This window comes from Shewanella sp. Sh95 (genome assembly GCF_001308045.1).
In the GTDB taxonomy this organism is placed as follows: domain Bacteria; phylum Pseudomonadota; class Gammaproteobacteria; order Enterobacterales; family Shewanellaceae; genus Shewanella; species Shewanella xiamenensis.
On sequence record NZ_LGYY01000146.1, the window covers coordinates 112283 to 132203 of the forward strand.

At 46.6% G+C, this 19921-nt stretch carries 16 protein-coding genes; 8 read left to right on the plus strand and 8 right to left on the minus strand.

Features of this window, described 5'->3' with window-relative positions; genetic code table 11:
- Positions 1-73: 73 nt before the first annotated feature.
- The 5 genes from mpl (at position 74) to AEA42_RS11010 (ending at position 4627) form a co-directional block, all read left to right on the plus strand.
- The gene (gene mpl, locus AEA42_RS10990) at positions 74-1471 is read left to right on the plus strand and encodes a UDP-N-acetylmuramate:L-alanyl-gamma-D-glutamyl-meso-diaminopimelate ligase (RefSeq protein ID WP_055647733.1); all 1398 of its coding nucleotides are present in this window, start codon (positions 74-76) and stop codon (positions 1469-1471) included.
- Between the two features lies 1 nt (position 1472).
- Positions 1473-2132, plus strand: a complete 660-nt coding sequence (locus AEA42_RS10995) for a flavin prenyltransferase UbiX (RefSeq protein ID WP_047539467.1) — start codon at positions 1473-1475, stop codon at positions 2130-2132.
- Positions 2133-2139: 7 nt separating this feature from the next.
- Positions 2140-2670, plus strand: a complete 531-nt coding sequence (gene hpt, locus AEA42_RS11000; protein ID WP_037421839.1) for a hypoxanthine phosphoribosyltransferase — start codon at positions 2140-2142, stop codon at positions 2668-2670.
- A 251-nt stretch (positions 2671-2921) separates the two neighbouring features.
- Entirely contained in the window at positions 2922-3860 is a 939-nt protein-coding gene (locus AEA42_RS11005) for an ABC transporter ATP-binding protein (RefSeq protein ID WP_047539469.1), read from the plus strand.
- Complete coding sequence (locus AEA42_RS11010; RefSeq protein WP_011715945.1) at positions 3857-4627, plus strand: ABC transporter permease; 771 nt, start codon at positions 3857-3859, stop codon at positions 4625-4627. Before AEA42_RS11005 ends, AEA42_RS11010 begins: the two co-directional genes overlap by 4 nt.
- 105 nt (positions 4628-4732) lie before the next feature.
- Here AEA42_RS11010 and AEA42_RS11015 read toward each other — a convergent pair whose 3' ends face one another.
- From AEA42_RS11015 to rluA, 3 genes are all read right to left on the minus strand, one after another.
- Entirely contained in the window at positions 4733-8371 is a 3639-nt protein-coding gene (locus AEA42_RS11015) for a S8 family serine peptidase (RefSeq protein ID WP_055647734.1), read from the minus strand.
- A gap of 208 nt (positions 8372-8579) precedes the next feature.
- Positions 8580-9041, minus strand: a complete 462-nt coding sequence (asnC, locus tag AEA42_RS11020) for a transcriptional regulator AsnC (RefSeq protein ID WP_011073571.1) — start codon at positions 9039-9041, stop codon at positions 8580-8582.
- 95 nt (positions 9042-9136) lie between these two features.
- Entirely contained in the window at positions 9137-9814 is a 678-nt protein-coding gene (rluA, locus tag AEA42_RS11025; RefSeq protein ID WP_055647735.1) for a bifunctional tRNA pseudouridine(32) synthase/23S rRNA pseudouridine(746) synthase RluA, read from the minus strand.
- 187 nt (positions 9815-10001) lie between these two features.
- Here rluA and AEA42_RS11030 point away from each other — a divergent pair, with 187 nt between their 5' ends.
- Both AEA42_RS11030 and AEA42_RS11035 read left to right on the plus strand, forming a co-directional pair.
- On the plus strand, positions 10002-11918 hold the full coding sequence (locus tag AEA42_RS11030) for a U32 family peptidase (protein WP_055647736.1): 1917 nt from the start codon (positions 10002-10004) through the stop codon (positions 11916-11918).
- A 142-nt stretch (positions 11919-12060) separates the two neighbouring features.
- Positions 12061-12435: a PH domain-containing protein gene (locus AEA42_RS11035; RefSeq protein ID WP_037421824.1), complete on the plus strand. Its 375-nt coding sequence runs from the start codon at positions 12061-12063 to the stop codon at positions 12433-12435.
- Positions 12436-12500: 65 nt separating this feature from the next.
- On the opposite strand, the gene AEA42_RS11040 is transcribed toward AEA42_RS11035, so the two are convergent.
- Positions 12501-14786, minus strand: a complete 2286-nt coding sequence (locus AEA42_RS11040; protein ID WP_055647737.1) for a toxin-antitoxin system YwqK family antitoxin — start codon at positions 14784-14786, stop codon at positions 12501-12503.
- Between the two features lie 137 nt (positions 14787-14923).
- On the opposite strand from AEA42_RS11040, the gene AEA42_RS11045 reads away from it, so the two are divergent.
- On the plus strand, positions 14924-15244 hold the full coding sequence (locus AEA42_RS11045) for a cupin domain-containing protein (protein WP_055647738.1): 321 nt from the start codon (positions 14924-14926) through the stop codon (positions 15242-15244).
- Between the two features lie 3 nt (positions 15245-15247).
- Here the strand turns inward: AEA42_RS11045 and AEA42_RS11050 are convergent, their stop codons facing one another.
- From AEA42_RS11050 to AEA42_RS11065, 4 genes are all read right to left on the minus strand, one after another.
- Complete coding sequence (locus AEA42_RS11050) at positions 15248-16420, minus strand: AAA family ATPase (protein ID WP_047533314.1); 1173 nt, start codon at positions 16418-16420, stop codon at positions 15248-15250.
- A gap of 82 nt (positions 16421-16502) precedes the next feature.
- Complete coding sequence (locus tag AEA42_RS11055; RefSeq protein ID WP_055647739.1) at positions 16503-17693, minus strand: dipeptidase; 1191 nt, start codon at positions 17691-17693, stop codon at positions 16503-16505.
- A 110-nt stretch (positions 17694-17803) separates the two neighbouring features.
- Positions 17804-18247 carry a SufE family protein gene (locus AEA42_RS11060; RefSeq protein ID WP_055647740.1) on the minus strand — a complete coding sequence of 148 codons (444 nt, stop codon included), beginning with the start codon at positions 18245-18247 and terminating at the stop codon, positions 17804-17806.
- A gap of 51 nt (positions 18248-18298) precedes the next feature.
- Positions 18299-19669, minus strand: a complete 1371-nt coding sequence (locus AEA42_RS11065; protein ID WP_082389639.1) for a cysteine desulfurase — start codon at positions 19667-19669, stop codon at positions 18299-18301.
- Positions 19670-19921 lie beyond the last annotated feature (252 nt).

Genomic DNA, 19921 nt, shown 5'->3' on the forward strand with positions numbered 1-19921 from the left:
AGATCCTAACCTGCCAATCTGCTGTGCTATGGATTAGAATAGCCTTGAATTCAAAAACATCAGAGCGAGCGGTATGCACGTACATATTTTAGGAATTTGTGGAACCTTCATGGGTGGTCTTGCACTCTTGGCTAGGGCAAAAGGGCACAGAGTGACAGGCTCGGATGCCAACGTCTATCCACCGATGAGTACGCAGCTTGAAGAGCAAGGTATTGAACTCATTCAAGGTTTTGATCCAAGTCAGTTAGGTGAAGCGGGCAGTTATCCCGATCTTGTGGTGATTGGTAATGCCATGAGCCGAGGTAATCCTTGTGTCGAAGCGGTATTAAACCTTGGGATCCCTTACACCTCTGGACCACAGTTTTTAGCCGATCATATTCTGCCTGAGCGTTGGGTGTTAGCCGTGTCTGGTACCCATGGAAAAACGTCCACCTCAAGCATGCTGGCGTGGATCTTAGAGGATTGTGGTTATCAACCCGGTTTCTTGATTGGCGGTGTGCCACAAAACTTTGGCGTGTCGGCACGTTTAGGTGAATCGGCGTTTTTTGTGGTCGAAGCCGATGAGTACGACAGTGCCTTCTTCGATAAGCGTTCTAAATTTGTGCATTATCATCCCCGTACGCTGGTGATCAATAACCTCGAATTTGACCATGCCGATATTTTTGCCGATTTAGCGGCGATCCAAAAACAGTTCCATCATCTGATCCGTACCGTGCCAGGGCAAGGCAAAGTGATTTGGCCTGCCGATTCCCACGCGGTAAAGCAAACCATTGATATGGGCTGCTGGAGCGAACAAGAGACTTTCCACACCGCTGAGGTAACCAAAGGCTGGCATGCTAAGGCTTTAAGTGATGATTGCCATGAGTTTGAAGTCTTCTTCGATGGTGAATCCCAAGGTGTACTCGAATGGGCACTGATTGGTCAGCACAATATCGAAAACGCACTAATGGCTATCGCGGCTGCGCGCCATGTTGGGGTTAAACCGAGTGCCGCTATCGCGGCATTAACTCGCTTTGTACCGCCGAAACGTCGTCTGGAGCTGTTGGGTACTGTCCACGGCGTCAGCGTATACGATGATTTCGCCCACCATCCAACGGCGATTGCGACCACTATTAAGGGCATGCGTGCTAAGGTCGGTCAAAGCAAAATCACTATCGTATTAGAACCTCGCTCGAACACGATGAAGAGTGGAGTGCATAAAGACACACTGGCTCATTCCATGCTGCAAGCGGACGAAGCCTTTTTATATCAAGCCGATACTATCGATTGGAATATGAAAGAGGCGATGGAAGCGGCGGTGATCCCTGTGACTGTCCTGCATCAAATTGATGATGTTGTCGCTAAAGTCGCAGCCTCGGCAAAAGCGGGTGACACTATCGTGGTGATGAGTAACGGTGGTTTTGGCGGCTTACATAAAAAGCTGTTGGCGGCGCTTGAAGTTAGCCCACAGTTTGTTCAGCAGGCGGACTAATATGGCCTATGCCAAATCTGAGAAAGCCATTAGCTTAGCCTGGACAGGAGCCTCGGGTGCGCCCTATGGTTTGAAGTTATTAGAATGCTTATTAGCCTCGGGCTACCAAGTTTTTTTAATGATCTCAAGCGCTGCACGTGTGGTGCTGGCGACTGAACATGGCTTGCAACTCAGTGCTAACAGCGATAAAGCTAAGGCGCAATTGTTAGAGGTGCTTGCAGAAAAGAATGCGACTTTATCTGGCGAGTTAGTGGTATTAGGCAAGGATGAGTGGTTTTCGCCGCCAGCCTCCGGCAGTGCTGCACCCAAACAAATGGTGATCTGTCCTTGCTCGACTGGGACACTGGCAGCTGTTGCGACGGGAATGAGCAATAATTTGCTCGAGCGCGCGGCAGATGTGGTGTTAAAAGAACGTGGTCAACTGATCCTCGTTCCGCGGGAAACTCCCTTTAATGCCATACACTTAGAGCATATGCTCAACCTATCGCGCTTAGGTGTCACTATTATGCCTGCGGCGCCTGGCTTTTATCACAATCCCAAATCGGTTGAAGATCTGGTAGACTTCATGGTCGCTCGAATCCTCGATCATTTGGGCGTTGACCATGCATTAACGAGTCGTTGGGGTTATGACAAACACTCCCCTACTGACATCGACAATTGAGACTGATATGAAACACACCACCGAAGTGATGATCTCCGCTGAAGAGATTAGCCAAAAATTGGATCAAATGGCCGAGCAAATCAATGCCCACTATGCCAACAGCGAGCGTTTGCTGATGGTGGGATTATTAAAAGGCTCAGTCGTATTTATGGCTGATCTGTGCCGCCGTATTAAAGGCCATGTTGAAATCGATTTTATGTCGGTTTCGAGTTATGGCAATTCCATGACCAGCTCACGGGATGTGAAAGTGCTGAAGGATGTGCAATCGGATATCGCGGGCCGCGACGTGCTGATTGTGGAAGACTTGATTGACTCGGGCAACACCTTAAACAAAGTGCGCGAAATGCTGTTATTGCGTGAGCCAAAGAGCTTAGCCCTGTGCACTCTGTTGGATAAACCCGAGCGCCGCGAAGTGGATGTCAAAGTCGACTTTATCGGTTTTACTATCCCAGATGAGTTTATTGTGGGTTACGGCATCGATTATGCTGAGCAATATCGCAACTTGCCTTATATCGCTAAAGTGGTGCCGCTCGAATAAGCCCAGATGCGTTATGACTCAAACTCCCGCCTAGGCGGGAGTTTTGTTTTGTGTAGAAAGTTGGTCACACCAATGCGGTTTGGTATAACTGACCTATGTATGGTGCTCTATTAGTTATTTTTAATAAATTAATAACTATTTTTTCAATCAATTAGAGTCATAATTCGTTTTTATACAGCTTAGCGTATTGCATTTGCTGTTTTCGTCACCATTTTAGTATTTCGTTTATTCTTTCAGGATCAGGTAGCACTATGGCCAAGCATGCCCATGCTCTCGTACTCGAGGGGCTAAAAAAAACCTACAAAGGCGGTGTAGAAGCGGTAAAGGGCATTAGCCTTACCGTTGAACAGGGAGACTTTTTTGCACTGTTAGGCCCTAACGGCGCGGGTAAGTCGACTACCATTGGGATTATCAGCTCCTTAGTGCAGAAAACCGCTGGCTCTGTGCAGGTTTTTGATTTTGATATCGATAAGCAACTCGAGGAAGCCAAGCTGTGCATAGGTTTAGTGCCACAGGAATTTAACTTCAACCAGTTTGAAACTGTGCTGCAAATTGTGGTGAATCAGGCGGGTTATTATGGCGTACCTAAGGCCGTTGCTCTTGAGCGAGCCCAAAAATACTTAAGCCAGCTGGATTTGTGGGAGAAGCGTAATAGTCAGTCCCGCACCTTGTCGGGGGGGATGAAGCGGCGGTTAATGATTGCCCGCGCCCTGATGCACGAACCTAAGTTACTGATCTTAGATGAACCAACTGCGGGGGTCGATATTGAGCTACGACGCTCAATGTGGGAATTCCTCAAGCAAATTAATCAGCAGGGTGTGACTATCATACTGACCACCCACTATCTTGAAGAAGCTGAAATGTTGTGCCGCAATATCGGCATTATCGATAAGGGCGTGCTGGTGGAGTGTACTAGCATGAAGGCCTTGCTGAGTAAGCTGAATCTTGAAACCTTTATCCTCGACCTTCGCCGCGATATCAATGTCGCGCCCACACTCGATGGCATGGTGTGCCGTTTAACCGATCCGCATACCTTAGAGGTCGATGTGGCAAAGGATCACAATCTCAACGATGTGTTTACCCAATTAACCGCGGCCAATGTGGAAGTGTTGTCGATGCGCAATAAGTCCAATCGGTTAGAAGAATTGTTTGTGGAGTTAGTGAAGAAAACCCAAGGAGCTAAGGCATGAAACAGCTGTATTTTATCGCCTTCAAAAGCATATTAACCAAGGAAATTAACCGTTTTACTCGGATCTGGATCCAGACTTTAGTTCCGCCTGCAATCACTATGACCTTGTATTTTTTGATTTTTGGTAACTTGGTCGGTAGCCGCATTGGCGATATGGGCGGTGTGTCCTATATGGAGTTTATCGCGCCAGGCCTAATCATGATGTCGGTGATCACTAACTCCTATTCGAATGTGGCGAGCTCTTTCTATAGCGCGAAATTTCAGCGTAATCTCGAGGAGTTAATGGTCGCTCCCGTACCTCACTATGTGATGATCGCAGGCTATGTGGGGGGCGGTGTCGCTCGGGGGTTATGCGTTGGTTTAATCGTGACGCTGGTGGCGATGTTCTTTGTCGACATCAGTTTGCACCATGCAGGCTTAGTCGTTATGACGGTATTTTTAACCTCAGTGTTATTCTCCTTAGGGGGATTAATTAATGCGGTATTTGCCAAGAGTTTCGATGATATCAGCATCATCCCGACGTTTGTGCTCACGCCATTAACTTACCTTGGTGGCGTATTTTATTCTCTGTCGTTACTGCCATCCTTTTGGCAAGGCGTTTCGGCACTGAACCCTGTGGTCTATATGATCAACGTCTTCCGTTATGGTTTCTTAGGTTTTGCCGATATCAGCATTCCGCTTTCTATTGGCATTATGGTGGGCTTTTGTGCCGTACTCTGGGGTGTTGCGTATTACCTGATATCCAGAGGCATAGGGTTGCGTTCGTAATCCGGTTCTTGTTGATACCATCATGTCTCACGTATTTCAGGACGGGACATTGAATAATAAAAAGGGAGTCATTTAGACTCCCTTTTGTTTACTTATATGAACAGATTACTTCATACGACGACGCATTGCCGCCAGAGGTAATAACAACGCCGTTAACCAACCCAGCGCACCGCCGGAGGTACCACCAGCATTGTTTGCTTTTGTTGTTTTAACTGTCACTGTTGATGTACCAGTATTACTATCATCTACCCCATCAGATGCGACAACGGTAAATGTGTAAACGTTGTCACCTGCAGGGGCTGTAAATCCAAGTTTATCTGAGCCGTTAACAAAACTTATTGCAGGACCAGATGTTTGCTTCCAAGTGTAAGTTAAAGTATCGCCATCAGCATCTTTACCATTTGCTAGCAAGGCTACATATGAGTTCTCAGTAGCATTTGCACTGGTAGGAGAGACTGTTGGCTTAGTGTTATTAATCAACACTGTCACTTTGGCTGGTGCAGAGGCATTCCCCATCGTATCTAGAGCAATAACTTCAACTTCCATAGTTTTGCTTTGCTGATTAATTACAGCGTCGTCACTTAAGCGTACTGTTCCATCTTTAGCAACCAAAACCATACTGCTATTCGAGCCTGTAGTCACAAATTCGGAGAACGGGCTTGTCAGCATATCAGGGTCAGTCGCTTTTATTTGTCCTAATACGGTTCCAGCAGCAGTACCTTTCTTAACTGATAGTGTTAAGTTTTCTACCGTTGGCGCTGAGTTACCTTCATCAGTGGTATTAGCTACAACAGACATAGAGCCTGAGTCCGACAGGAACATAAAGCCTTTAGCGTTATCACCAACTTGAGCTTCTAAAATCGCACTTTCACCTGGTTTGAGTTCAGTGACTTCTTTTCCATCGCTATCCACTAACATGGCTGATGTTCCTGAGCCATCAAGTACAAGCGATGCAACAACACTGTCTTCATCACCAGAAGGTGTCGGAGCCCAATCACTGTCTTCTACACGGTAACGAACTTTAATGGTTTTACCTAAGTCTGCTTCAGTTAACCCCATGTCTTCAAAACACACTTTGCTGGTTAGGAAGTCATTACCTGTGACGTGGAAAACAGGCTCAAGCGTACCTGATGAGGTGCCATATTTAGCCACTAAACCATAGATTGATCTTGGATAGGCATCATTAAACCAGTTTAGGTTTGCGGTTGCTGCTGTGTAGTCCCAAACACCGTCATTGTTGAGGTCATAGTCTACGTCATAACTGGCCACTAACGCATGAACGATAGGATCGCGCATTTGTAAGGTGTTATAGATTGCAATGCCAGTATCACATGAGCTACTGAGCAACAGTTCACTCGATGCATTTAACAAGTCATGGCGTTTAGATTCGTCGACAGGGCTTGTTGCGATCAATGGAGCTGTAAATGGATCGGTAATTGAGGTTGCACCAACGTTGGTTAGTGTACGAACTAAACCGTCTTCAGTGACTTCAGTTTCAACTGAAATTGCCGCCGCTGCTTTAGGTAACACGTGGTATACCAAGTGGAGTGCTTTCGATTCACCATCCATGAACTCAATTGCACCATCGTATTCAGATAGCGTCAGTGCTACTGATGCATCTGCAGCAGTTCCGTCTAGTTCATATGATGAGGTTAGCGTCCATTCTGGCAACTTAGTTGGATCAATCGTTGCAGTAACATCAAAATCAACGGTTTGTCCGGCAGGAATAGTGACACTGGCTGGTAATGCAAAACTTAAGGCGCCTGAATCAAGATCGTTTTGGAAACGTTGATCGACTTTTAAGGTGTAAGTTTTTTCAGCTGCAGAGAAGTTTTTAACAGTAACTGTCTTAGTGATTGATGTGGTTTTGTTGAGCGCTAATAAGCCAAAGGCTAACGCCGCTTGTTTGGTGTCTTTATTCCAAGCCGCAACGGGCAGATTAATGGCTTTTTCTACGTCAACTAAACCTGAACCGATATAGCTGATAGGTGCAAGCTCTGTATCAGGGTTGATTTCTTTAGGTTCCAGCGTTACATCAAGGTTAGCCGCGTTCATGATGGTCGCTTTTACCTCAAATGCATTGCGATTAGGTAAGGCTTCACGAATGATACTGACGGCACCTGCAGTAATCGGGCTAGAGAATGATGTGCCGCTGATTGGACTTAATCCTTCACCTAATCCTGGGTGTGCGGTGAGAATATCAGTACCAGGTGCGGTGATCTCAGGTTTTAAGGTTCCGCCGATTGATGGACCTCTTGACGTAAAGGTCGCAATGGCACCTGCGGTAGTGACTTCAGTTGATGTAATACTAAATGGAACATCGCCAGATGCGAGTGCAGCTTTGATTGCATCGCCATCTTCCTTAGAAACCATTACCGAAGGAATGGTGATCTTGTCGTCGGTCCCGCCCATCACAATCGCACCAGCATTGGCTGCGTTGTTAGCCACAATAACAAATGAGGCTCCTTTTAGTTGAGCATTTAGTACCTTAACTGTAAAACCACAGGTTCCGCGGTCAATTAGCACCGTTTTGCCTGTTAAATCTTCAGTATAAGCCGCGCAGCCATTTTTATTGGCAGCGGGGTAAACAATCGGTGCAACGGTATTTGTGAAGCTATAAGCATTGGATTTATTAAATCCAGCACCAATTGCTGTGACTGTATTACCCGCTATGGATGCTTCAATTTTGCCAACTTTAGTCGTTGGATGCGTCATTGCGCCAACAGAAAGAGCGCTATTAGTGGTACTTGGGCCACCGACCACAAAAGGTGTTGGACCATCGTTACCGGCTGAGATCACAAGGTTTACACCTAGTTTGACCATTTCATTGATCATGGCTTGAACGGCGCCGTCCTCAACATCACCAAAATCACCGCCTAACGACATGTTAACAGTGTCGACGCGATCGCTGATGTCTCCATCACCGTTTGGATCCATAGAGGCTTCAAGCGCGTTTAATTGAGCGATACCAGAACAGCCAGAGTTACATACTGAATATACGAGCAGCTCAACATCTGGAGCTATTCCAACAACAGAATGGCTTACATGAGTACCATGATTGGTTGTGACATCAATTGGGTTTGGATCATTATTAACAAAGTCCCAACCTCCAATGACTTTGCCTTGTGGCCAGTTTGGCATTTCACTTTTTGCTGCGACGGCTGCTTTGTAGTCAGCAACTAATCCTGAGCCACCTAAGGCTTTGTGGGTATAGTCAACGCCAGTATCGAGCACGGCAACTCGTTGACCTTTACCCGAAGCAATACCCGCATCAATAACCGCTTTTGCTTTGATGTATTCAGCGCTTGCGGCAACATCTAGTTTGTAGTCATAGATTGGCAGAATAGCCGCTACTTCAGCGTTGTTAAGCAGGGATGCAATTTGCTTATGATTACCTTCCACAACAATCGAGTTTACTAATTTTGACGTTGTTGCAACGATTTTTAAATCAGCATCCATGCTGTTAATTGCATTTTTGACTTTGGTTTGAGAGCTTTCAATTTGGCTCATGACCGATTGCTTATTAAATCCCTTTAGCTGGCTTTGTTGCGCAAGAGAAGGTGCCTTTAATTTTACCATCCAAGCTACAGCTTGTTTTTGTTCGTTACTATCATTTTTAGTAACGCTTAAGCCTGCATACTTATCAGTTGTTTGATTGGTTGTATTGTACTGAGCAGTTGTACCTGCAACAGCAGCACTTGATAATAGTGCCGCGGAGATAGCGATAGATAGTTTTGTCTTCACAACTTCATTCCTTGTCAATTAATGCTTGTAGTGCAAAATTAATCGCACTTGTAGCTAAATTGTTATAATTATGCTGCGCATTTTGTGGCTAGCAATGGAGTTGTAACACAAAAATATCGTACGGTTAACACTTTTGAAGTAAAAAAGACTTAAGTCATACTTTTGCAATATATCGTTCTGTTTGTTGAGCTTTATATTCGTGGGTTGATTAAGGCTTTACTGCCCGTGTAATCGGGTTTTGCAGGCTGATCAGGGTTTCAGTCGATTGAATTTCGTCGATTGATTGGATGCGGTTAATCAGCACATGTTGCAGGCCATCGATGGATTGGCACATGACTTTGACAAAAATGCTGTAGTTGCCAGTGGTATAGTAGGCTTCAACCACTTCTTCTAGGGCGTTTAGTTTGGCGATGGCGGCGGGGTAGTCGCCAGCACTTTTGAGATTAATTCCAATAAAACAGCAGACATCGTAACCCAGCGCCTTGGGATTGATGGTGATCTGGGCACCCGTGATAATCCCCGCTTGTTTCATTTTCTCGACACGCACATGAATGGTACCCGCACTCACGCCGAAACGTTTGGCAAGTTCGGCAAAAGGTGTGCGCGCGTCTTGCATTAAGGCTTCGAGGATATGGTTATCTAGCTGATCACGCTGAAATGCGGTTTCCATAAATAAACTCTCTATAACATAATGAATTGTCATAAAGTTACGTTTTTTTATAGGGAATGGCTACTGCTTTTGCGTTTTTTAATTGTTTTTAGTGATCATTGCTCACCTTCTGGTTCGCAAAAGGAGGCATTAGCGCTGAATGTCATAGGTTCACCCGTATATGGGTGTTTGATCGTAAGCTCTGCGGCGTGGAGTAATAATCGCGGTGCTAAGGATTTGGCCAGTGGATCGGCGTAAAAGCCATCGCCTAGGATCGGATGGCCGAGTGCCATCATATGTACTCTGAGTTGGTGTGAGCGCCCAGTAATCGGCTTGAGTTTAACCAGCGTCGAGCGCTTGGCGCGGCTTAACACTTCAAAATGGGTCAATGATGGCTTGCCAATGTCGTGGTCAACTTTCTGTTTTGGGCGATTGGGCCAGTCGCAGATCAGCGGATAATTTACGCTACCTGTATCGTTTTTGACATGGCCAGCGACTCTGGCGAGATAGGTTTTGCTGGTTTCTCTATCATGAAACTGGCGTTTTAATTCGCGTTCGGCGCTACGAATGAGCGCAACCACTATTACACCTGAGGTCGCCATATCAAGGCGATGGACGATTTGGCAATGGGGATGCTCAGCTTTTACTCGGGCGTACACACTGTCGTAATGGGCGGGATCGCGACCAGGCACTGATAACAACCCCGAAGGCTTGTTGACGACGATAATGTCTTTATCTTGGTAAAGCACATCGAGCCAGGGAGTTGTTGGTGGTTGGTAAATAAAATCAGTCATAATCGCGCCTATTCAATAATGCGCGGCAAAGATACTCCGCTAGGCTCTGGGGTGCAAGTTTGTTGTCTCTCCTCCTTATCTCGCCTCGCTTTAATCCAGCGAAAAATGATTTGCAGATAGAGCTGGATTTGAGTTTTTGTTATACTCGTCACCTTTTTCGTTATTGTTCATTTTGAGCCTGTGAAGTATGAGCCAGCCAGAGATTTACACCCCTGAGACACTTTTTCACGTTAATAACCGTCTAGAGTTATTGGCGCCAGCAAAAAATGCCGATTATGGTATTGAAGCCATTCGCCATGGTGCCGATGCGGTTTATATCGGTGGTCCAGCATTTGGGGCGCGTGCAACGGCGGGTAACAGTGTGGAAGATATCGCTCGCCTATGTGCTTTTGCACATAAGTATCATGCTCAAGTGTTTGTCGCCCTCAATACGATTCTGATGGACGATGAGCTCGAAACCGCAGAAAAACTGATTTGGGATGTGTATAACGCGGGCGCCGATGCGCTGATTGTGCAGGATATGGGGGTTTTACAGCTTAACCTGCCGCCGATTGCGCTGCATGCTAGTACGCAAATGGACAACCGTAATCCCGAAAAAGTTGCCTTCTTAGAGCAAGTGGGATTCTCGCAGGTGGTACTGGCGCGCGAGCTGGGCTTAAGCCAAATCCGTGAGGTTGCGGCTCATACCAATATGCAGATTGAGTTCTTTATCCACGGCGCGCTGTGTGTGGCCTACAGTGGATTATGTAACTTAAGCCATGCCTTTAGTAATCGCAGTGCTAACCGCGGTGAATGTTCGCAAATGTGTCGTCTGCCGGGAAATCTAAAGACTCGCCAAGGGGATGTGTTAGCACAAAACGAACACTTACTCTCATTAAAAGATAATAATCAAACCGATAACCTCGAAGCCTTGATTGATGCCGGTGTTCGCTCCTTCAAAATTGAGGGGCGTTTAAAGGATTTAAGTTACGTTAAAAACGTGACCGCTCATTATCGCCAAAAACTCGATGCCATTATGGCGCGTCGCCCTGAGTTTGTGGCTTCATCCCATGGCCGTACTGAGCATACGTTTACCCCTGATCCCGAAAAAACCTTTAATCGTGGCAGCACCGACTATTTTGTCCATGAGCGTAGCCAAGGGATTAAAGATTTTCGCTCGCCAAAATATATTGGCCAAGATGTGGGTAAAGTGGTCGCTCTTGGTAAGGATTTTATTCAAGTCAGTTCAACCCACGAATTTAATAACGGTGATGGGTTAGCGTATTTTCCACCCAATTATGCGATGGCAAAGCAGTCCGACGACAAGTTGCAAGGTTTACGGGTAAACCGCGCCGAAGGCCATAAGCTGCATGTGTTACAAGTTCCACGGGATTTACGTGTTGGTATGACTTTATACCGTAACCATAATCAGGCATTTGAAGCCTTGTTAGCGAAAGAGTCGGCCAAGCGAATTATCGGTGTAGATATGCGTTTAACCGATACCGCTACGGGCGTAGCGCTGACTTTAACCGATATCTACGGCCTCAGTGCTACGGTTGAGTTGGAAGTCGAAAAGACACCCGCCACCGACGCTGAAAAAACCTTGCAGACGATTCGTACACAATTATCAAAGCTTGGCAGTACCGATTTTACGGCGCGCCAGATTAGTATCGAAACTGCTCAGCCTTGGTTCCTGCCTGCTTCAACGCTTAACGGCCTGCGCCGTGATGCGGTAGCGGCATTAGAACTTGCCCGTGTAGAGGGCTACCAACGCCCAAAACCTTGGAAATATAACCAAGATGCTGTGTATCCATTCAAACACTTAAGTTACTTAGGTAACGTGGCAAACGAAAAGGCGAAGGATTTTTATCAGCGCCATGGCGTGATTGAAATTCAGGATACCTACGAGAAAAACGGCGTGACTGAAGACGTGCCTTTGATGGTGACTAAGCACTGCCTGAGATTTAACTTTAATCTTTGTCCTAAGGAAGTGCCGGGAATAAAGGCCGATCCTATGGTGCTCGAGATCGGTAACGATGTACTTAAGTTAGTATTTGATTGCCCTAAGTGCGAGATGCTTGTTGTCGGTGAAAACCGTCAGGTTCGCGGCCAAAAAGCGCTTTAATTAATGCCTTGATAGCAAGGGAGCATTGAGCATTCAATGCTCCCTTTTTTATTGTTTTTCAGCTGCTCAGCTTTCTCATTGTTGCCTATGGGTTACTGAAAGGATACTTTATTGAAAAATTTTAATAATAAAGGATGTCAGCATGGGACTATTAGATGGGTTGCTCGGAAATGCTTCTGAGGTGAATTTACAGGAGCTGGCCGAAGAGCTGCGCCCAATCATGGGGATTCAGGAAGAATTAAAGCTGGCCTATAAAGTGGTCCGTGATCTGTTTGTATTTACCAATAAGCGCTTGATCTTAATTGATAAGCAAGGGCTCACGGGCCAAAAGACCAGCTATCACTCCGTGCCCTATAAATCCATCACCCATTTTGAAGTGGAAACCACAGGCCATTTCGATATGGATGCCGAGCTAAGAATTTGGATTTCAGGTCGAAGTGAGCCACTGGTAAAAGAGCTTAAGCGCGGCACCGATGTGGTCGGGATCCAAAAGACTATCGCCACTTTTGCACTATAGTCTTGTAATTTAATACTTTTGTATCAAGATATTATAAGCAAGCTGGTGTGCTTGCTTATATCCAATCAATTTAATACTCGGTAGTTTAGGTCGTTAGACTGTTCTATTGGTTTTCCGCTCATAGTGTAAGTTTCTGATAGTGTGATTCGACCTTGCTCATCATATTGATTATGGATGCCGACCCAAAATTGCTCTTCTCCTTGGAAGTGTAGGTTACCCTCCTCAGCGATTTGGCTGTTGGGGTGATAGCGCTTCATGGCGTAGAGTTGGCTATCTGGGTCAAATTTTAAATGATAAGAGAGGATAGGAGCGGGTTGTTTTGCTTGCTGCCAGCTTGCAGTGTCTGCTCCAGTTGAAGTCACTTCTGTAAGATTCAAGTGAGTTTCATCAGCATCAGCTTGAATTGTTGCAGTTTGTTCCTGTGTATCCTCTGCGCCATCAAAATAATGGCGGCTTTCATTGAGCTTACCATCGTCGCTGAGCCACGCTTCACGATACAGTTGCCCTTGAGGCGTAAATCGTTGCCAATGGCCGACATCAAGGTAATCACCATCGATATAGGTGATAAAACCCGTTTCGATGAGTTTGCCTTGTTCAGAAAAGGATTTTGAGCTGTATCGTTCCCCTTCTAAGCGAGTCAACAACCAACGAATTGTCCCATCTTGATAGTATTCTATCCGAGTATCAGGAGTGCCTTCTTGATAGTATTGCCTTTGATTATTCTCAAGATGATAGCCGCAGCGAGTATTTGAGTGGCTCTCAAAGGATTCAAGGATGCCCTGCTTGTTGTAGGCGCTACTTTGTTTGAGATAACCCTGTCCCTCTCGAACGACATATTCTGTAATAGTGCGGATGGTGCCATCTTCATAAAACCAGCGTGCTGTGCCATCACGATTGCCTTGGGTATGGGGCAAATACATTTGAATTTGTTGGTTTTCATAGTATTCAATAAAGGGCGCAATTGAGAGATTATGTCGATATTGACCTTCGGCAGATAGGACACCGCTTTCATAGTAACTGCGAAATAATCCTTCTCTTAAGCCCTTTTCAAGGTAGATTTCAAGGGCGAGTTGGCCATTTTCATGGTACCAAGTGGCAAGGCCCTGCTCATGGCCATTTTCAAAGGGAATGCACTGTTCTAACTGCCCATTGGGATACCATTGTTCACTGTTGCCATGGGCGATACCGTTACTAAAATTGAGCTGTTTTGCAAGCACGCCATTGGGGTGCCATTCTTGTCGCAGGCCTTCATTTACCCCCTGTGAATTGAGTTGTACTTGCCACGCGAGTTGGCCATCTTCATAGTAAGTCTCAATGCGTTTGCCTACCTGATTGAAGTGGACCTCTTGCTTAAGATTGCCATTGGGATGATACCAAAGCTCGTTAACAGGCTGACCCATATCATGGGTTAATTCGGCTTGCAGCTTGCCATCCTCATAGTACATATACTCAATTCCGTGGATGTGATTTGCCACCATTGGGCGCGTCAGCCATAGATTGCCAGATTCATAATAGCGTTTTAACTGATTGATATAATTGCCTTCGCTATCCTTTTCTGCGGTTTCCCTTATCTGACCATTACTATGGTAGTAGGTGAGTAACATACCATCGAGCTGGCGTTCTTCGACTTGATTGATTTTTCCTTCATGGTCGTACCAAGTTTGGCGGCCAAGTTGTTGGTCATTAACGAAATGCCCCTCAAATTGCAGTACACCTAAGGCATTGAGCTGGCGCGTTATCCCGTTGCGCTCACCAAAGTAATTGCAATCTACCGCCTGAGTGATGTTAGGGGATAGGGTGATTATCCTCAGCAGCGAGCGCCCTTGCTCGGTATGAATTTGATGTAAAGTACGCTGCAATTTCCCTGTGAGGCTGGAGAAATCTTGCATATCGCCTTGAACGGTATGAGCTGAGTCGATAATAAAATGGCAAGTCACTAAATCTTGTTGGTTATAGAGTTCAACTTGCCATAGTGTTTGCTGGGCATTATTGGGATGAGGGAGCAGACTACAGGTTTTATCTTTGCCTAGATAAAAATATTGCCCAGGTCCATTGACCTCAATGCTGTCAAACTGAGTATCGTGAAAAGTACAGGACTCATGTTTATGTTCCCAGCCAAGGAGTTCAATGGTTTGCGGGTTATCAAAATAATATCGATTTATCGCTGCCTGAGTATCCACTCGATTGGCTTGCGCCGGAGTGGCCTGGATGGCAAGGCTAAAATAAGGCTTAAACGAGGAGGCTGCTTGAGTGGCTTGCGGCCGAGCTGCTTGAGATGGAATGTCTTGCTGGACGCCGCGTTTTTCTTTGGTATTAAACAACTTTGCTTTAAATGCGTTCAACAACGACATAGGTCAACATCTCCAAATCCATATGATACAACTGACTTATCTGGTAAATTTCTTAAGTCAAATAGGCCTATGATAACGGGTTATACTTTGGTTTCTCAATAGATTATCTTGCCCTTAAGTCGAGATCTGGATTCATGATGCTACAAAATTTTTATCAGTCACTCCCAAGTGATCTTTCACAAGAAGTGTTTGAAACCCTTGCCGGAAATGGCAATGTGAAGATTGAGCGCATTATCTCCAAAGGCCATTCAACCCCTGAGGGTGATTGGTACGATCAAACACAATATGAATGGGTGATGTTGCTCAAAGGAGAGGCACAACTCGAATTTGAGCAAGGTAGATTGTTAACACTTAAACCAGGAGATTATCTCACCATCGCGCCCCATGAAAAACACCGCGTCGCTTCGACTTGTATACAGGGCGAAACCTTGTGGCTAGCGGTATTTTATGATGCGTGAGGTCTAGCTGTTTTGCCATTGCCAACTGGGTGTATTGAGCAAATCCTGACCTAAGATTTGAGTTTGCCCTAGGGTTTTATCCAGAGCCAAAGTATTACATTCCTCAAACTGACTTAAGGCATTGATTAATCGATTAGCGTGTGACACTACCCATAATTGACATACCTCGGACGCCTTAGCGATAAGTCTCGCTAATGCGGGTAATAAATCAGGATGCAGGCTTGTTTCGGGTTCGTTTAACACCATGAGTTCCGGTGGTCTTGGAGTCAACAGGGCGGCAATTAACAGTAAATATCTCAGTGTGCCATCGGATAACTCGCTCGCATGCAGTGGTCTTAATAAACCTTGCTGATGAAATTCAAGTTGTAGGATCCCACCCGCTTGAGGCGTGATACGAACCTTCGCTCCCGGAAAGGCATCGCTCACCGCATGGTCAAAAGCGCTCTTATCGCCAATTTCAAAAATAGTTTGTATAGCAGAGGGAAGATCCCGGCCATCATGGTGTAGCACGGGCGTTGCTGTGCCAAGTTGAGGGCGGCGGGCCGGAGCCTCGGCATCGGTTCTAAAATGATCATAAAAACGCCAAGCACGAATGCTATCCCTTAGCGTTAACACTTCAGGGCTGCGTTCTGGATCGGCAAGTTCGGTAAACATACTGTCACCGGTTTGCAGGTGTGCGCTTAGGGTAATCCAGCCTTGGCCATCTTGGCTGCGACTTTTCACCATAGGGCCGCGGCGCTCGACTAAGACGCTTGCTGGACGGTATTTTGCACCATTCCAAATCGCCTCTCGTTTGATTTGGGGATCTAAGCCAAAGAGGGTCGTCGAGTCGGGTTTGGGCAGGCCAAGTTCAATCAGATAACTAAAATCTTCGCCCGCAAAGCCTAGCTTTAGGCGTTTTGGCGCTTGCCTTACGGTCGCTTCGATGGGGGTATCACCTGCTAACATGCCCTTGGTCAGATTCTCAGGTCCAGCCCAAAAACAGGAATCTAAGCCGCCCTCTTGTGCTAAAGCATTGACTACGCCACCCTGCGCCGTTTGCGCTAATAGACGTAATGCTTTGTATAAATTAGATTTGCCACTACCGTTAGCGCCAGTGACGACATTAAGTCGGCCCAGGGGTAAGACGACTTCCCTTAAGGTGCGGTAGTTAGAGATGGCAAGTGTGGTTAGCATGGTTATCCTGTTAGGTTTCCCATCATCCTCGAGTAAGCTGTCTTGGAGCTGTTATCTAAGTACCAGTTATGCGGTGATGGATTTAGATTAATACTTGATTTAACACTCGTTGCCAGTTGCCGCCCATAAAGCGGTCGCGGTCGGTCGATTTAAATCGGGCCTTGGCTAGGGCATCATCAATCCGACTCATGCGTTCGATATGGTTTAACTCAGGGATCACTACATGCCTTGGTTCAGCATCAAAGCCTAATACTTTTTTGGCCCTTAGGCTGTACCACCAATCCTGATATTCCTTAATGCCTTGGGCATTATCGTTATTCAGGGCTAACAGATTTTCTTGACCTCGCAGCGGAAAATCGTTGGCGATGGCCACACAATCAACTCCACCGACCCGGGCCACATATTCTAATTGGCGGATATAGTCATTGATCGTTGGGACGGCCTTATTGGTGAGCCAAAAGCTCATCATAAAGACACCAAAAACACCGCCTGAATTAGCAATAGCACGGATCACTTCATCTGGGCTACAACGGGCATGTTTAACGATCCCGCGCGCAGCGCCATGGCTTTGAACGATTGGCGCGCGGCTCAGTTTAGCCACATCTAACGCGGTCTGGGCGCTTGAGTGGCTCACATCGATTAATATATTGGCTTGGTTGAGTTTTGCGATAAGCGCTCGCCCATGATTCGTCAGCGGTTTATTGAGTCCGCCATTGGCATCGTTATCTAGCGCTCCGCCCGCAAAGGTATTGCCATAATGGTGAGTGAGTTGCAGTGCGCGTAGGCCTTGGCGATGAAACGCATCGACACGGGCCCATTGGTTGGCATCACTATCATCTTCAACACAGTCCGCACCTTGGATTTGAAAGAAAACTGCCGTGCGATTGCTCTCCCTCGCAAGCTGGATATCGCGTCCTGTTAAGCCTTGTAAGAGGATATCGGGATGCTCGCTCACCCGTTTTGCTGCTTGCTGGATGCTGTCCATGCAGGCTTTGTAGGTTCGCTTGTAGTTTAAGGTGCCGTCGGCTTGTTCAATGGTTTCAATGGCGGAGATATCACACAGAAAGGCATCGAGGCCTGAGGCGCGAACATCGGCTAAATCATCGGGCAAAAAGGATAAACCATCGATATATAAGCGCCGTGCACGTGGAGGAAGCAGCGCGGCAAGACTAGAGAAACTGGCAAAAGGGCTTAATGCACTGGCGGCGCTCAATCCAGTAACTGCACTGAGGCCTTTGAGCAGAGTTCGGCGACGGTGATTGATAGCCTTCATGGACGTGCACTCTCCTTTAGATTAAGCTCATTTGTACTTCTTTATACCCTGTTAAAGCATAGAAGTCTTTGATTAAATCCCTCTTTTGTCGATTTAACCCGCAGATTGATTTAGGGTTTTACCGCATCAATCATTGCCTTAGCTAAGGCATGTAAGCCGTTGGTTCGTGAGGGACTTAATTGGCCCTCTAGCCCTAATTGTTTGAAATAGGCGGAAGGGTCAAAGGCGAGTATCTCGTCGCTCTGTTTGCCGTGACAGGCACTCAACAGTAAACCGATTAACCCCTTCACGATGCGCGCATCACTATCGGCCAGAAAATAATGCTTACCGTCTTGCTCTAGATGGTACAGCCAGGCATCACTCTCGCAGCCCTTCACTTGAGCAGACTCAAGGCGAAACGCGTCCGCTAAAGTCGGTAAGGTTTTACCTAGTAACATGATTTGGCGATATCTTTCCTGCCAGTTTGGTGCCTGCTCAAACCGTGCTAGTAATGTCGCTGCATCCTCAACCTGATAAGCAAAATCGGTTGCTGGAGGCATGATTGGCAATGTCATGGGGAACTATCCTCTTTTTATCTGTTTTGCTGATGGCTTTAAGGATAAACCTTAGAGTAGCAATTCTTTAACTGAGGCCAAGGCGGCAATAAAGCGGTCGATATCGGTTTTATTGGTGTAGATACCAATTGAGGCGCGGCAACAGCCTTTAAGGTTAAGGGTTTGCATTAAGGGCATGGCGCAGTGATGGCCGCAGCGAACTGCAACGCCTTGTTGATCTAATAAAATGCCCACATCCTGATGATGTTCATCGGCAAGGTTAAAAGCGACGGTGCCAATATTATCGCGATGCGCGCCATACAGATGCACATCGCCAAGGGCGCGTAGTTGGTTTTGCAAATACTCAAGCAGTTCAGCTTCATGGGCTTTAACCTCTGACGTGAGGTGTTGTTGCAAAAAGCGGAGAGCGGCGCCAAGGCCAATCACTGCACTGATCGGCGGTGTGCCAGCCTCTAAGCGATTAGGCAAGCTGCCAAATTCGGTGCCATCAAAACTGACGCGTTTGATCATTTCGCCGCCCGTAAGTAGCGGTGTAAGGGTATCGAGTATCTCGAAACGGCCATAAAGCACGCCAATGCCCGTCGGGCCGTACATCTTGTGGCCAGAAAACACATAAAAATCACAATCGATGGCGGCCATATCAACACTTAAATGTGCCACGGCCTGCGCGCCATCGACTAAGGTGAGTGCCCCCTGGGCTTTTGCTTGGCGAACTAACTCCACCACCGGATTTACCGTACCTAAGGCGTTGGATACATGGCACAGGGCGACAACCTTGGGTTTCAGTTCCAGCAAGGCTTGGTAGGCATTTAGATCAAGTCGGCAATCTTGAGTCAGCGGAATAGGTTTAATGATAGCGCCAGTGCGTTTTGCCAATTCTTGCCACGGAACAATGTTGGCGTGGTGGGCGGCGCTGTCGATCAAAATCAGATCGCCTGATTTAAGTTGTGGCGTTAAGCCAAACGCGACTAAGTTGATGGACTCAGTGGTACCGTGGGTGAAAATGATTTCTTCACGGCGTTTGGCATTGATAAATACCTGCAATTGATCGCGCACCTTCTCGTAGCTAGAAGTGGCGCGCGCCGATAACTGGTGCGCTGCGCGGTGCACATTGGCATTGTCGTATTGGTAATATTGTGCCATTGCCTCTAACACACACTGCGGCTTTTGGCTGGTGGCCGCGGTATCGAGATAACACAGGGGATAATCGCCCAACATTTGGGTTAATGTCGGAAATTGTGAACGGATCTGGCTATTGAGATCAAACGCCTGCGTTAGTAATGTGCTTGTTTCAGGCACAACCTTCTCCGATACAAAATGGTCTGATGCAATGCTTTCTGGTGCAGTGCTCTGTGAGCCAATATCCTGCTGCGCAAGCTCTGCGTTGGGTAATGTGGTGTTGGTTGGGGCTGTGTGTGTCATCTACGGGCTTAACGCAATAAAAAAGGCTGTTGGATCTTCTGTTATCTCTCAGGTGAATGCAAGTTTTCGTCGGATCTGCATTCCCGTTATCGCAATATCCAGCAAGCGTTTACGCCATTTCATATAAACACCATTCCATATAAACACCATCACCTGTTTTGCTTTATATGTCGGACAAGGGTTGGGGGTAGGGATTAAATTTTTTGTTTAACCCAAGCGTGCTCATTGCAGCAAAGCTCAAAACTCCATCTA

Bases quoted from the DNA above. Each gene is read 5' to 3' on its own strand.
- AEA42_RS11030 (WP_055647736.1), top strand. From the start codon at position 10,002: ATGAGCCAGCCAGAGATTTACACCCCTGAGACACTTTTTCACGTTAAT.
- AEA42_RS11050 (WP_047533314.1), bottom strand. From the start codon at position 16,420: ATGCTAACCACACTTGCCATCTCTAACTACCGCACCTTAAGGGAAGTC.
- AEA42_RS11010 (WP_011715945.1), top strand. From the start codon at position 3,857: ATGAAACAGCTGTATTTTATCGCCTTCAAAAGCATATTAACCAAGGAA.
- AEA42_RS11005 (WP_047539469.1), top strand. From the start codon at position 2,922: ATGGCCAAGCATGCCCATGCTCTCGTACTCGAGGGGCTAAAAAAAACC.
- hpt (WP_037421839.1), top strand. From the start codon at position 2,140: ATGAAACACACCACCGAAGTGATGATCTCCGCTGAAGAGATTAGCCAA.
- AEA42_RS11045 (WP_055647738.1), top strand. From the start codon at position 14,924: ATGCTACAAAATTTTTATCAGTCACTCCCAAGTGATCTTTCACAAGAA.
- AEA42_RS11065 (WP_082389639.1), bottom strand. From the start codon at position 19,669: ATGACACACACAGCCCCAACCAACACCACATTACCCAACGCAGAGCTT.
- AEA42_RS10995 (WP_047539467.1), top strand. From the start codon at position 1,473: ATGGCCTATGCCAAATCTGAGAAAGCCATTAGCTTAGCCTGGACAGGA.
- AEA42_RS11055 (WP_055647739.1), bottom strand. From the start codon at position 17,693: ATGAAGGCTATCAATCACCGTCGCCGAACTCTGCTCAAAGGCCTCAGT.
- mpl (WP_055647733.1), top strand. From the start codon at position 74: ATGCACGTACATATTTTAGGAATTTGTGGAACCTTCATGGGTGGTCTT.
- asnC (WP_011073571.1), bottom strand. From the start codon at position 9,041: ATGGAAACCGCATTTCAGCGTGATCAGCTAGATAACCATATCCTCGAA.
- AEA42_RS11035 (WP_037421824.1), top strand. From the start codon at position 12,061: ATGGGACTATTAGATGGGTTGCTCGGAAATGCTTCTGAGGTGAATTTA.
- AEA42_RS11060 (WP_055647740.1), bottom strand. From the start codon at position 18,247: ATGACATTGCCAATCATGCCTCCAGCAACCGATTTTGCTTATCAGGTT.
- AEA42_RS11040 (WP_055647737.1), bottom strand. From the start codon at position 14,786: ATGTCGTTGTTGAACGCATTTAAAGCAAAGTTGTTTAATACCAAAGAA.
- rluA (WP_055647735.1), bottom strand. From the start codon at position 9,814: ATGACTGATTTTATTTACCAACCACCAACAACTCCCTGGCTCGATGTG.